Below are 13,649 nucleotides of genomic sequence, written 5' to 3' on the forward strand. Positions count from 1 at the left end.
CATCATGTGGTGGAGCAAAGGCAAGTCGCGGGTCAATCAGCGGGCCACCGGGCGGGCGAATGCCCTGGCCTCTCCGATGATCATGCCGCTGGAGCCGCGCATGCTGTTCGACGGTGCGGTGGCGGCGACGGTGGCCGATGTCGCCCAGCCGGACAGCCACACCACCACGGACGTGGCCAAGACGCCGACCGCCGCCGATCAGCCGAGCGTCAGCCAGGACACCCATGGCCAGGCCGATGCCGCGCCTGCTGCGACCCCGACCGCGGTACCGGGGCTGACGGTGGTGTTCGTCGACTCGCGGGTCAAGGACGCCGACAGTCTGCTCCAGGGCCTGGCGCCCGGCACCCAGGTGGTGCAACTGGGGGTGAGCCAGGATGGCCTGCAGCAGATCGCCGATTACCTGGACCAGCACCAGGGCGTCAGTTCGGTGCAGATCATCGCCCACGGCAATGCCGGCGACCTGTGGCTGGGCAACAGCTACCTCTCGGCTGACAACGTCCAGGCGCGCAGCGCGGTGCTGGCGGACATCGGCCAGGACATGAACGCCGGCGGCGATATCCTGATCTACGGCTGCTACACCGCCGAGGGTGAACGCGGCCTGAGTTTCGTCGACTCGCTGGCGCAACTCACCGGTCGCGACGTGGCCGCCTCCAGCGACCGCACCGGCCTGGGGGGCGACTGGGAACTGGAGATCGCCACCGGTACCATCGAAAGCGCCAACGTGCTGTCCACCCAGGCCATGCAGGATTATCAGTGGGGGCTGGCGACCTGGACCGCCACCAACAACGCCAACACCGGCGTGGGTTCGTTGCGGGCGGCGCTGGCGTCGGCGCAGAACGGCGACATCGTCACCTTCAGCAGCGGCATGACGGTGCAGCTGACCTCCGAACTGCTGGTCAACAAGAACGTGACCATCGACGGCGACCTGAACAACGACGGCGCGGCGGACGTGATCCTCGACGGCCAGTACCGCACTCGCGTCATCGAAGTGACCGCGGGCAGTACCGTGACCCTCGATGGCCTGGTGATCACCCGGGGCCTGGTCTCGGGCAACGGCGGCAATGGCGGGTATGGCGCGACCGGCGCCATGGCCGGGGGGATTTTCAACGCCGGCAACCTCACCCTCAACAACGTCACCGTGACCTCCAACGCGGCCTCGGGTGGCGGTGGCGGGGGCGGTGTCACCGGCGCGTTCTACGGCGGTGGCGGTGGCGGCGGCGGCGGGCTGGGCGGCCAGGGCGGCGGCCACGGCGGTTCCGCCGGCCCCGGCACCGGCACACTGGGCGGCCAGGCTGGCAGCGGTGGCGTGGGCGGTTATGGCGGCGGCTACGACGCCACCCACATGGGCGGTCGCGGCGGTACCAGCACCGGCGGCGCCGGCGGCTTGGGCGTGTCTTATTACAGCAACGGCGGCAACGGCGCCTCGGCCACCAACGGTACGATTTCCATCGGCGGCGGTGGCGGCGGCGCGGGTTGGGACAAGGTCGGCGGCGCGGGCGGCAATGCCGCCGGCGGGATCTACAACGCCTCCAGCGGCACCCTCACGGTGATCGGCACCTCGACCATCAGCAACAACATCGGCGCGGGCGGCGGCGGTGGCGGTGGTGGCGGCCAAGGCAGCAACGCCAGCAATGGCGGGATTGGCGGCCGCGGCGTCGGCGCGGTCTGGAACAAGGGCACCTTCCTGATCACCGCCGCCAACTTCGCCGCCCTGAGCGGCAACGCGGCGGCCAGTGGCGCCGGTGGCGTAGCGCTGGGCGGTGGCAGCACCGGTACTTCGCCGACGTCGGTGGCGACCATCTACAACGACGGCGGCATCCTCAATACCGCCTATGCACCACCGCCCACCGCGACCATAGTGGTCGCGGACACCGCGCTGAAAATCGGCGAGACCTCACTGGTGACCATCACCTTCAGCGAGGCGGTGACCGGCTTCACCAACGCCGACCTGACCATCGCCAACGGCACCCTGACCGCGGTGAGCAGCAGCGACGGCGGCATTACCTGGACCGCCACCTTCACCCCGACTTCGAGCATCACCGATACCAGCAACGTCATCACCCTGGATAACACCGGGGTCATCAATGGCCTGGGCACCGCCGGGGTCGGCACCACCGACTCCAATAACTATGCGATCGATACCGTACGGCCGACCGCGACCATAGTGGTCGCGGACAACGCCTTGAGGGTCGGCGAAACCTCGCTGGTGACCATCACCTTCAGCGAGGCGGTCAGCGGCTTCACCAACGCCGACCTGAGCATCGCCAACGGCACCCTGAGCGCGGTGAGCAGCAGCGACGGCGGCATCACCTGGACCGGCACTTTTACCCCAAGCGCCAGCATCACCGATACGACCAACCTGATCACCCTGGACAACACCGGCATCGCCGACCTGGCCGGCAACGCCGGCAGCGGCACCACCGATTCCAACAACTATGCGATCGATACGGTGCGCCCGACCGCGACCATCGTGGTCGCCGACAGCACCCTCACGGCGGGCGAAACTTCCCTGGTGACCATCACCTTCAGCGAAGCGGTGAGCGGCTTCACCAATGCCGACCTGAGTATTGCCAACGGCACTTTGAGCGCGGTGAGCAGCAGCGACGGGGGCATCACCTGGACCGCCACCTTCACCCCGACCGTTGGTATCAACGATGCCAGCAACCTGATCACCCTGAACAACACCGGCATTGCCGACCTGGCCGGCAACAGCGGCAGCGGCACCACCAACTCCAACAACTACAGCATCGACACCGTCCTGCCGACCGCGACCATAGTGGTGGCGGACAACGCCCTGAAGATCGGTGAAACCTCGCTGGTGACCATCACCTTCAGCGAGGCGGTGACCGGCTTCACCAACGCCGACCTGACCGTCGCCAACGGCACCCTGAGCGCGGTGAGTAGCAGCGATGGCGGCATCACCTGGACCGCCACCTTCACTCCGAGCACCAGCATCACCGATGCCACCAACCTGATCACCCTGGACAACACCGGCGTCACCAACGCCTCCGGCAACGCTGGCAGCGGCACCACCGACTCCAACAACTACGCGATCGACACGGTGCGCCCGACCGCGACCATCGTGGTCGCCGATACCGCACTGAGAATCGGTGAAACTTCGTTGGTGACCATCACCTTCAGCGAAGCGGTCAGCGGCTTCACCAACGCCGACCTGAGCATTGCCAACGGCACTTTGAGCGCGGTGAGCAGTAGCGATGGCGGCATCACCTGGACCGCGACCTTCACTCCGAGCGCCAGCATCAGCGACACCAGCAACCTGATCACCCTGGATAACACCGGCATCGCCGACCTGGCCGGCAACGCCGGCAGCGGCACCACCGATTCCAACAACTATGCGATCGACACGGTGCGGCCGACCGCGACCATCGTGGTCGCCGACAGTGCTCTCAGCGCCGGTGAAACCTCGTTGGTGACCATCACCTTCAGCGAAGCAGTCAGCGGTTTTACCAACGCCGACCTGAGCATCGCCAACGGCACTTTGAGCGCGGTGAGCAGCAGCGACGGGGGCATCACCTGGACCGCCACCTTCACCCCGACCGTTGGTATCAACGATGCCAGCAACCTGATCACCCTGAACAACACCGGCATTGCCGACCTGGCCGGCAACAGCGGCAGCGGCACCACCAACTCCAACAACTACAGCATCGACACCGTCCTGCCGACCGCGACCATAGTGGTGGCGGACAACGCCCTGAAGATCGGTGAAACCTCGCTGGTGACCATCACCTTCAGCGAGGCGGTGACCGGCTTCACCAACGCCGACCTGACCGTCGCCAACGGCACCCTGAGCGCGGTGAGTAGCAGCGATGGCGGCATCACCTGGACCGCCACCTTCACTCCGAGCACCAGCATCACCGATGCCACCAACCTGATCACCCTGGACAACACCGGCGTCACCAACGCCTCCGGCAACGCTGGCAGCGGCACCACCGACTCCAACAACTACGCGATCGACACGGTGCGCCCGACCGCGACCATCGTGGTCGCCGATACCGCACTGAGAATCGGTGAAACTTCGTTGGTGACCATCACCTTCAGCGAAGCGGTCAGCGGCTTCACCAACGCCGACCTGAGCATTGCCAACGGCACTTTGAGCGCGGTGAGCAGTAGCGATGGCGGCATCACCTGGACCGCGACCTTCACTCCGAGCGCCAGCATCAGCGACACCAGCAACCTGATCACCCTGGATAACACCGGTATCGCCGACCTGGCCGGCAACGCCGGCAGCGGCACCACCGATTCCAATAACTACGCCATCGATACAGTGCGCCCGACCGCGACCATCGTGGTCGCCGACAGTACTCTCAGCGCCGGTGAAACCTCGTTGGTGACCATTACCTTCAGCGAGGCGGTGACCGGCTTCACCAACGCCGACTTGAGCATCGCCAACGGCACCCTGACGGCCGTGAGCAGCAGCGATGGCGGTATCACCTGGACCGCGACCTTCACCCCGACCGTCGGCATCGCCGATGCCAGCAACCTGATCACCCTGAACAACACCGGGGTCAGCGACCTGGCCGGCAACAGCGGTAGCGGCACCACCAACTCCAACAACTACAGCATCGACACCGTCCTGCCGACCGCGACCATCGTGGTGGCAGATAACAACCTGAAGATCGGTGAAACCTCGCTGGTGACCATCACCTTCAGCGAGGCAGTGAGCGGCTTCAGCAACGCCGACCTGACCGTCGCCAACGGCACTTTGAGCGCGGTGAGCAGCAGCGACGGTGGCATCACCTGGACTGCCACCTTCACCCCGACGTCGAGCATCACTGACACCAGCAACGTCATCACCCTGGATAACAGCGGGGTGACCAACGCCTCGGGCAACGCCGGCAGCGGCACCACCGATTCCAACAACTATGCGATCGACACCGTGCGCCCGACGGCGACCATAGTGGTCGCCGACAGCGCCCTGGGCGTGGGCCAGACCAGTACCGTGACCATCACCTTCAGCGAGGCGGTGACCGGCTTCACCCTGGCTGACCTGACCGTGGCCAACGGTACGTTGAGCGGCTTGAGCACCAGCGACAACATCACCTACACGGCGACCCTCACCCCGACTGCCAGTATCAGCGACAGCAGCAACCTGATTACCCTGGATAACACCGGTATTACGGATGGAGCGGGCAACGCCGGCAGCGGCACCACCGACTCCAACAACTACGCCATCGACAGCCTGCGTCCGACCGCCACCATCGTCCTCTCCGACTCGACCCTCAAGGCCGGCGAAACCTCGCTGGTGACCATCACCTTCAGTGAAGCAGTGAGCGGTTTCGACAACAGCGACCTGACAGTGGCCAACGGTACCCTGAGCGCAGTGAGCAGCAGCAACGGCGGTATCACCTGGACCGCCACCTTCACCCCGACGGCGGGCATCACCGACCTGAGCAACCTGATCACCCTGAACAACACCGGTTTCACCGACGTGGCCGGCAACAGCGGTAGCGGGACCACCAGCTCAGCCAACTACAGCATCGAAACCGTAGTGCCGACGGCCACCCTCGTGATCGCCGACACGGCCCTGAAGGCTGGCGAAACCTCGCTGGTGACCATCACCTTCAGTGAGGCGGTCAGTGGTTTCGACAACAGCGACCTGACGGTGGCCAACGGCACTTTGAGCGCGGTGAGCAGCAGCGATGGCGGGGTCACCTGGACTGCTACCTTCACGCCGACTGTGGGTGTCGGCGATACCAGCAACGTCATCACCCTGAACAACAGTGGCGTGATCAATGTCTCGGGTAATACGGGCAGCGGCACCACCGATTCGAACAACTATGTCATCGACACGGCTCGCCCAACGGCGACCATAGTGGTGGCCAACCCGATCCTGCCGATTGGCGAAACCAGCCTGGTGACCATCACCTTCAGCGAGGCGGTCAGCGGTTTCGACAACAGTGACCTGACGGTGAGCAACGGCACCCTGAGCGCGGTCAGCAGCAGCGACGGCGGCATCACCTGGACCGCGACCTTCACCCCGAACGTCAACGTCAGCGATGCGACCAACCTGATCAGCCTCAACAACAGCGGGGTCAGTGACGCGGCGGGCAACGCCGGCAGCGGCAGCACCGACTCGAACAATTTCATCATCGACACCGGGCGGCCGACCGCCACCATCGTGCTAGCCGACACGGCCCTGAAAGCGGGTGAAACCACCACGGTCACCATCACCTTCAGCGAGGCGATCAGCGGCTTCACCAACTCGGACCTGACAGTGGCCAACGGTACCCTGGGGGCCCTGAGCAGCAGCGATGGCGGGGTGACCTGGACCGCCACCTTTACCCCGGCCATCAACATCAGTGACAGCAGCAATCAGATCACCCTGAACAATGCCGGAGTGATAGACGCCGTCGGCAACACCGGCAGCGGCACCACCGACTCGGCCAACTACGTCATCGACACCGTGCGCCCCACCGCTACCGTGGTGGTCGCCAACCCGATGCTGGCCGTGGGCGACACGTCCCTGGTGACCATCACCTTCAGCAAGGCGGTGAGCGGCTTCGACAACAGCAACCTGACGGTGGCCAACGGTACCTTGAGCATGCTGAGCAGCAGCGATGGCGGCATCACCTGGACCGCGACCTTCACCCCGAACACCAACCTCAGCGATACGAGCAACCTGATCACCCTGAACAACAGCGGGGTCAGCGACGCCTCGGGCAATACCGGGCTGGGCAGCACGGATTCGAACAATTACCTGATCGATACCCAGCGGCCGACCGCGACCATCGTGGTCGCCAACAGCAGCCTCGGCGTGGGCCAGACCAGCAGCGTGACCATCACCTTCAGCGAAGCGGTGAGCGGCTTCACCAACTCGGACCTGACGGTGGCCAACGGCACCCTGAGCGCCCTGGGCAGCAGCGACGGCGGCCGGACCTGGACCGCGACCCTGACGCCAACCGCCAATATCAGCGACACCAGCAACCTGATCACCCTGAACAACAGCGGGGTGAGCGACTCCTTCGGCAATACCGGCACTGGCAGCACCGACTCCAACAACTACGCGATCAACACCGTGCCGGCGGCCAACCCACCCACGCAGTTGCCGGTGGGCGATCCGGAATTCCGTTCGAGCGACCCGGTGGTTCCGCCGCTGCCGCCTTATGTGCCGCTGCAACCCACGGTCACCACGCCACCCGTTGGCGACCTGGGCTCGCCACTGGCCTTCGAGCCGTTGTTCGAGCAGCGGGTGCTGGGCGATGGCATCCGGCCGCTGGGGGATATTTTCATCAATCGCGGGGCCCTGGCGCCGAGCTTCATTGCCCAGGTGTTCGGCAGCAGCGATGCCGGGGGCGATGGCAATGGCCATGGCTTCCTCGGCTTCGGTGGCGGCGATGGCGGGGTGTTCAGCCAAAGCACGCTGTCGCTGCTGTTCAACCAGGACTCCGCCGAGGATGGCGGTTCGCTGAAGTCTTTCGGCGACAAGCCCAAGGCCGGCGATCTTTCCCAGGGCGGGCGCGGGGTGTTCGGGGCACCGTCGCTGACCCAGCAATTGCAAGTGATGCAAGACACAGAACAACGGCCGATCCGCGATCTGGCCAAGGCGTTCGAACAGGCCGGCATCAGCGCAATGCAGGCCTGAAACACTACATAAATACGATGCGGCACCCAGGGGCGAGACAAGGATGAATAAAAGTCAGAAGTTGTTCGGGGTCAGCTTGTTGGCGCTGATGGTCAGCGGTTGTGCCGTCAGCAGTAAACCGATCGAACGCAGTGTCAGTGAGCAGCGCGCCAGGAGCGACCTGCAGAGCATGTACAAGGACCAGGAACCGCTGAGCGGCCCGCTGACCCTGCACCAGGCCATGGCCCGGGCGGTGAAGTACAACCTCGAAGGCCGCTTGAAAATCATGGAAGAGGCCCTGGCCAAGCGCCAGCTGGACCTCGCCAGTTTCGACATGCTGCCGCGCATGGCCCTCTCCGCCGGCTATGTGGGGCGCAACAACGTCAGCGCCTCCAGCAGCCAGAGCGTGGAGACCGGCACCCAGTCCCTGGAACCTTCGACCTCCCAGGACCGGGACCGCAGGGTGGCCGACCTGACCATGGTCTGGAACGTCCTGGACTTCGGCGTCAGCTACATCAACGCCAAGCAGCAGGGCGACCAGCGACTGATCGTCCAGGAGCGTCGGCGCAAGGTGATCAACACCATCGTCCAGGACGTGCGCTCGGCCTATTGGCGGGCGGTGGCGGCCGAACGCCTGCTCAAGCAGATCGACAGCCTCATGGGTCGGGTCGAGCAGGCCCGCAGCAACAGCCAGAGCATGAGCCAGCAACGCATCGGCGACCCGGTGCAGGCCCTGGCCTACCAGCGCTCGCTGATCGAGGCCACGCGCCAGCTGGAGGAGCAGCGCCGGGCGTTGTCCCTGGCCAAGACCGAGCTGGCGACCCTGATCAACCTGCCGATGACCACCCACCTGACCCTGGCGACCAGCGACGATTACCCGGTGCCGGAACTCAAGGTCGATATGGCCCGCCTCGAGCACGAGGCCCTGACCAGCCGCCCGGAACTGCGCGAGCAGGATTACCAGAGCCGCATCAGCGCCGCGGAGACCCGCAAGGCCATGCTGCGCCTGCTGCCGGGCCTGGAGTTCTCCGCCGGCGGGCATTACGACAGCAACTCGTTCCTGGTCAACGACAAGTGGGCCGACTATGGGGTGAAGGTCACCTGGAACCTGTTCAATGTGCTCTCCGCGCCGGCGGCCATCGACACCGCCAAGGCCGGTGAAGACGTCGCCGCGGCCCGTCGCCAGGCCATGTCGATTGCCGTGCTGGCCCAGGTCTACGTGGCCAACGCCAACTACCGCGACGCCTTGCGCCAGTTCAAGACCAGCCAGGAGCTGGCGGATATCGACGGGCAGATCGTCGGCCAGTTGCGCAACCGCTACCAGGCCAACGGCATCGGCGAACTGGACCTGATCCAGGGCGAGCTGAACACCTTGCAGGCGGACCTGCGGCGCGACCTGGCCTATGCCGACCTGCGCAACGCCTACGGGCAGATCTTCGCCAGCGCCGGCCTCGACCCGCTGCCCGACGAGGTGCAATCGACCCAGGTGCAGTCCATCGCCACGGCGCTGGCCAGCCGTGAGGCCGACTGGGCGGCGGGCAACATCAGCACGCCGGTGGCCCATGCCCAAAGACAATAACCTGCAGGCCCCCCAGGCCAGCGTCAGCCGGGCCCAGCGCGAGGCGCGCAACGGCCATCGCGGTGTGGCAATCCTGTTGACCGGCCTGCCGGCGGCGGGCAAGTCGACCCTGGCCCAGGCGCTGCAGGCCGGGCTGTTCCATCACGGTCGGCAGAGCCTGGTGCTGGACGGCGATGCCTTGCGCGGCGGCCTGAACCGCGACCTGGGGTTCGCCGAGGCCGACCGCCGGGAAAATATCCGCCGCGCCAGCGAGCTGGCAGCCCTGCTGGTGGACAACGGGCAGATCGTGATCCTGGCGATGATCGCCCCGCTGATCGAGCAGCGTGAGCTGTTCGCCCGGCGCCTGGGCGAGGACTACCTGGAAGTCTGGTGCAGCGCCTCGCTGGCGGTCTGCGAGCAGCGCGATCCCAAGGGCCATTACGCCCGCGCCCGCAGCGGCGAGTTGCCGGGGTTCACCGGTATCTCGGCACCCTACGAGCCGCCACGGGCGGCGCTGGAACTGGATACCGGCGCTCAATCGGTCGAAGACTGCCTGGGGCAATTGCTCGGCTGGCTGGTCGAGCGCCAGGTGCTGCCGGCCTCATGAGCCGTCCGGCGTTCGCCCGTCTGCCCGTCAGCGTGGACCTGCCGCGGCTGTTGCGCGCCCTGGCGCGAATCGACGCGAGCGCCTGGCAGGGCCACTTCAACGGCGGTTATTACGAAGGCGACTGGAGCGGCGTGGCCTTGATCTCGGCGCTTGACGCGCCCTCCGAGCTGGCGCCGGGCAAGGGCCTGCCGGTGCAGCGCGAGCCCTGGCGGCAGGACCCGGACTGGCAACAGGCATTGCGGCACCTGCCGTTGCGGATCGTCTCGGCGCGCCTGCTGCGGTTGGGGCCGGGGGCGCGCATTCATGAACACCGCGACTACGACCTGTGCGGCCCGGACGCCGACCTGCGCCTGCATATCCCCCTGCTCAGCCCGCCGCGGGTGGATTTCCTGCTCGACGGGCAGCGCATGCCGATGCTGGCGGGAGAGTGCTGGTTTCTCGACCTGTCGCGCCCGCATCGGGTGGATAACTACGACACTCAGGCACGTATTCATCTGGTACTCGACTGTCGCCCCGACCCTTGGCTGGAGCAGGCGATTACCGAGGGCCTGCCGACCACCCCGGCGCCTGGCCTGGGCCGCGCGGCCCTGGACTTCGCGCGGTTTTGCCGGCTGCTTGAAGAGGACACCACGCTGTGCCAGGCCTTGCAGGCGCCGACCGACAGCGAAGCCTTTATCGAGCGCACCCTGGCCCTGGCGGCCGAGCGTGGCCTGGCGTTCACCCGTGAAGACCTGCGTTCGGCCATGCGCCAGGGGCGGCGTCTGTGGAATGAACAATGGATGGCCTGAACCTGCGCGGCTGGTTGCCGATCCGCCTCTGGCAGCCGGGTGACGAGTGGCGGGTCGACTGGTGCTGGTTCGGCGACAGGCCGCTGTCGCAGCCGTTTTTCCGCGAGGCGGTCGAAGAGGCCCTGCGCCTGCCGTTCAATCAGGCGTTCCGCCGCCAGACGCCTTTGTCTGCCCTGACCGAATGGCGCCAACGCAGCCCGGGCCTGGCTCCCAGCGCCTTTATCTTTCATGCCTCGCGCTGCGGCTCGACCCTGCTCAGCCAGATGCTGGCCTGCCTGGACGACCATATCGTGGTGTCCGAACCGCCGCCGCTGGATGCCCTGCTGCGCGGCTCGCTCGCGCCACAGGAGCGGGCTGCCGCGCTTGTGGGCCTGCTGTCGGCCTATGGGCAGGTACGTCGTGGTACTGAGCAGCGGCTGGTGATCAAGCTCGATGCCTGGAACATCGGCGAGCTGCCGTTGTTGCGCCAGTGCTTCGCCGATACGCCGTGGCTGTTTGTGTATCGCGACCCGCTGGAAATCGCCGTGTCGCATCTGCGCCGGGCCGGCATGCACATGACGCCGGGCCTGATCGGGCCCAGCGCGCTGGACGACGGCGAGCCTTTCCAGGACCGGGAAAGCTGGGTCGCCCGGCGTCTGGGGCGCTTGTTGCAGCTGGGGCTGGAACACTGCCGCGAACACCATGGCCTGGCACTGAACTACAGCGAACTGCCCGCCGCCATGGACGGCCACCTGGGCGATTTTCTCGGCCTGGGCGCCGAGCAACGCAGGGCGGCCTTCGCCCGTATCGGCCAGCATGCCAAGCAGCCGGCGCAGGCCTTTGTCGATGATCGCCAGGGTAAGCAGCAACAGGCTTCAGCGCGGCTGCGGGAGCAGCTGGAGCAATGGGCGCAGGCGCCTTACGCGGCGCTGGAACAGTGGCGCAGCAGGGCGGCCAGCGCAGTCCCGCAAACGCGTCTCAGCTCTTCGGCGACAAGTCCGCCATGCCCTTGAGGAATTCGATGGGCAGCGGGAAAACGATGGTCGAGCTCTTGTCGCCGGCGATCGCGCCCAGGGTCTGCATGTAGCGCAGTTGCATGGCGCCGGGCTGGCGGCCAAGCATTTCGGCGGCCTGCATGAGTTTTTCCGAGGCCTGCAATTCGCCTTCGGCGTGGATCACCTTGGCCCGGCGTTCCCGCTCGGCTTCGGCCTGCTTGGCGATGGCGCGGATCATCGATTCGTTGAGGTCGACATGCTTGATCTCGACGTTCGCCACCTTGATGCCCCAGGCATCGGTCTGGGCGTCCAGCACCTGCTGGATATCGGCGTTCAGGCGTTCGCGCTCGGCCAGCAGTTCGTCCAGCTCATGCTTGCCCAGCACCGCGCGCAGGGTGGTCTGGGCCAGTTGGCTGGTGGCCATGAGGAAATCCTCGACCTGGATGATCGCCTTCTGCGAGTCCAGCACGCGGAAATACAGCACGGCGTTGACCTTGACCGAGACGTTGTCGCGGGTGATCACATCCTGCGGCGGCACGTCGAGTACCACGGTGCGCAGGTCGACGCGGACCATCTGCTGGACGACCGGAATCAGCAGGACCAGCCCCGGCCCCTTGACCCTCCAGAAGCGCCCGAGCTGGAACACCACCCCGCGCTCGTATTCGCGCAGGATGCGAAACGTCGAGACCGCCAGCGCCAACAGCAGCGCCAGCAGCGCGCCAAAACCCAATTCCAGACCCATTTCATCCTCCTCGCGGCGCGGCCTCGGCCGTCGTCACTTCCAGAAGCAGCCCCTTGCGCGCCACCACCCGTACCTGTTGTCCGTTTTGCAGCGGCGTTGCGCTCAGGACCTGCCAGTGTTCGCCCTGCAACAGCACCCAGCCGTTGTAAGGGTTGCCCGCTTGCACCGCGGTGATCGCCGTGACACTGCCCACCAGCCCCGCGTCGCCGGCCACCTGCTGGCGCTGTCGCGCGCGCAGCGCCATGCTCGCCAGCGTCGCCAGGAGCAGCGCGCTGACCACCGCCAGGCCGACGATGAGCGGCAGGGGAATGCCATAGCCCGGGACATCGGTGTCCATCAGGATCACCGCGCCGACGACAAAGGAGACGATGCCGCCGAAACCGATGACGCCGAAGGTCGGTAGAAAGGCTTCGGCGACCATGAAGGCGATGCCCAGCAGGATCAGGGCCACGCCGGCGTAGTTCACCGGCAGCAGTTGCAAGGCGTACAAACCGAGCAGCAGGCAGATGCCGCCGAGTACGCCGGGCACCGCGGTGCCCGGGTTGACGAACTCGAAGAACAGCCCGTAGATGCCGATCATCATCAGGATCAGCGCCACGCTGGGGTGGGTGATGACCGACAGCAGCTGCGTGCGCCAGTCCGGGTCGTGATGGATCACCGCCGCCCCCAGGGTATGCAGTTGCACCGCCTGGCCGGCGGCGATGAGGAACTTGCCGTCGAGTTGCCTGAGCAGGCCGTTCAGGTCATCGGCGACATAGTCGACCACCTTCAGCTTCAAGGCTTCCTGGGCCGGCAGGCTGACGGCCTCGCGCACGGCCTGTTCCGCCCATTCGGCATTGCGTCCGCGTAATTGCGCCAGGCCACGGATATAGGCCGCGGCGTCGTTGATCTGTTTGTGGCTGAGGGTGTCGGTGTCCGGTTCCGGGTTCTTGTCCGAGCGTGGCGCGGCGGGCGGGTTGCCGCCCGGGTCGGGCTGCCCCGGCATGCCGACCCGCACCGGGGTGGCGGCCCCGAGGTTGGTGCCCGGGGCCATGGCGGCGATGTGGCTGGCATACAGGATGTAGGTGCCGGCGCTGGCGGCGCGGGCGCCACTGGGGGCGACGAAACTGGCCACCGGCACCGGGCTGGCGAGGATCGCCTTGATGATCGAGCGCATCGAGGTGTCGAGGCCGCCCGGGGTGTCGATGCCCAGCACCACCAGTTGGGCGTGCTCGTCGGCGGCCTTGTCCAGGCCGCGCACCACGTAGTCGGCGCTGGCGGGGCTGATCACATCGTTGACGGTGAGCACCACCACTGGCTTCACGGCCTGGGCGTGCCCGGTCGGCAGGCCGATCAGCACACCCAGCAGCAGCCCTTTCAGTGTCGCCCGCCACCCACGCTCGTTCATCCGACCCTCCT

The 13,649-nt window shown here is 66.4% G+C and carries 7 protein-coding genes; 5 read left to right on the top strand and 2 right to left on the bottom strand.

Annotation, left to right across the window (positions count from 1 at the left end):
• Positions 1–4: 4 nt before the first annotated feature.
• Genes PMI20_RS04155 through PMI20_RS04175 form a run of 5 tightly spaced genes read left to right on the top strand, consistent with a single transcriptional unit; the run spans position 5 to position 11,527 of the window.
• Positions 5–7,603, top strand: coding sequence for an Ig-like domain-containing protein (locus PMI20_RS04155; protein ID WP_284171725.1), 7,599 nt, complete (start codon positions 5–7; stop codon positions 7,601–7,603).
• Positions 7,604–7,646: 43 nt separating this feature from the next.
• Entirely contained in the window at positions 7,647–9,161 is a 1,515-nt protein-coding gene (locus PMI20_RS04160) for a TolC family protein (protein WP_007932052.1), read from the top strand.
• Positions 9,145–9,747, top strand: a complete 603-nt coding sequence (cysC, locus tag PMI20_RS04165) for an adenylyl-sulfate kinase (protein ID WP_007932053.1) — start codon at positions 9,145–9,147, stop codon at positions 9,745–9,747. The genes PMI20_RS04160 and cysC overlap by 17 nt, the downstream gene beginning before the upstream one ends.
• The gene (locus PMI20_RS04170; protein ID WP_007932055.1) at positions 9,744–10,535 is read left to right on the top strand and encodes an aspartyl/asparaginyl beta-hydroxylase domain-containing protein; all 792 of its coding nucleotides are present in this window, start codon (positions 9,744–9,746) and stop codon (positions 10,533–10,535) included. Before cysC ends, PMI20_RS04170 begins: the two co-directional genes overlap by 4 nt.
• Positions 10,523–11,527: a sulfotransferase family protein gene (locus PMI20_RS04175; RefSeq protein WP_007932056.1), complete on the top strand. Its 1,005-nt coding sequence runs from the start codon at positions 10,523–10,525 to the stop codon at positions 11,525–11,527. The genes PMI20_RS04170 and PMI20_RS04175 overlap by 13 nt, the downstream gene beginning before the upstream one ends.
• Here PMI20_RS04175 and PMI20_RS04180 read toward each other — a convergent pair.
• Both PMI20_RS04180 and PMI20_RS04185 read right to left on the bottom strand, forming a co-directional pair.
• Positions 11,493–12,251 (bottom strand): slipin family protein, encoded by a 759-nt coding sequence (locus PMI20_RS04180; protein ID WP_007932057.1) that lies wholly within the window; start codon positions 12,249–12,251, stop codon positions 11,493–11,495. The two genes, PMI20_RS04175 and PMI20_RS04180, sit on opposite strands and share 35 nt — an antisense overlap.
• 1 nt (position 12,252) lies before the next feature.
• Positions 12,253–13,638 carry an NfeD family protein gene (locus tag PMI20_RS04185; protein ID WP_007932060.1) on the bottom strand — a complete coding sequence of 462 codons (1,386 nt, stop codon included), beginning with the start codon at positions 13,636–13,638 and terminating at the stop codon, positions 12,253–12,255.
• Positions 13,639–13,649 lie beyond the last annotated feature (11 nt).

Source organism: Pseudomonas sp. GM17 (genome assembly GCF_000282175.2).
Lineage (GTDB): Bacteria > Pseudomonadota > Gammaproteobacteria > Pseudomonadales > Pseudomonadaceae > Aquipseudomonas > Aquipseudomonas chlororaphis.

Coding starts and splice junctions, on each gene's coding strand:
- PMI20_RS04155 (WP_284171725.1), top strand. CDS start 5: ATGTGGTGGAGCAAAGGCAAGTCGCGGGTCAATCAGCGGGCCACCGGG.
- PMI20_RS04160 (WP_007932052.1), top strand. CDS start 7,647: ATGAATAAAAGTCAGAAGTTGTTCGGGGTCAGCTTGTTGGCGCTGATG.
- cysC (WP_007932053.1), top strand. CDS start 9,145: ATGCCCAAAGACAATAACCTGCAGGCCCCCCAGGCCAGCGTCAGCCGG.
- PMI20_RS04170 (WP_007932055.1), top strand. CDS start 9,744: ATGAGCCGTCCGGCGTTCGCCCGTCTGCCCGTCAGCGTGGACCTGCCG.
- PMI20_RS04175 (WP_007932056.1), top strand. CDS start 10,523: ATGGATGGCCTGAACCTGCGCGGCTGGTTGCCGATCCGCCTCTGGCAG.
- PMI20_RS04180 (WP_007932057.1), bottom strand. CDS start 12,251: ATGGGTCTGGAATTGGGTTTTGGCGCGCTGCTGGCGCTGCTGTTGGCG.
- PMI20_RS04185 (WP_007932060.1), bottom strand. CDS start 13,638: ATGAACGAGCGTGGGTGGCGGGCGACACTGAAAGGGCTGCTGCTGGGT.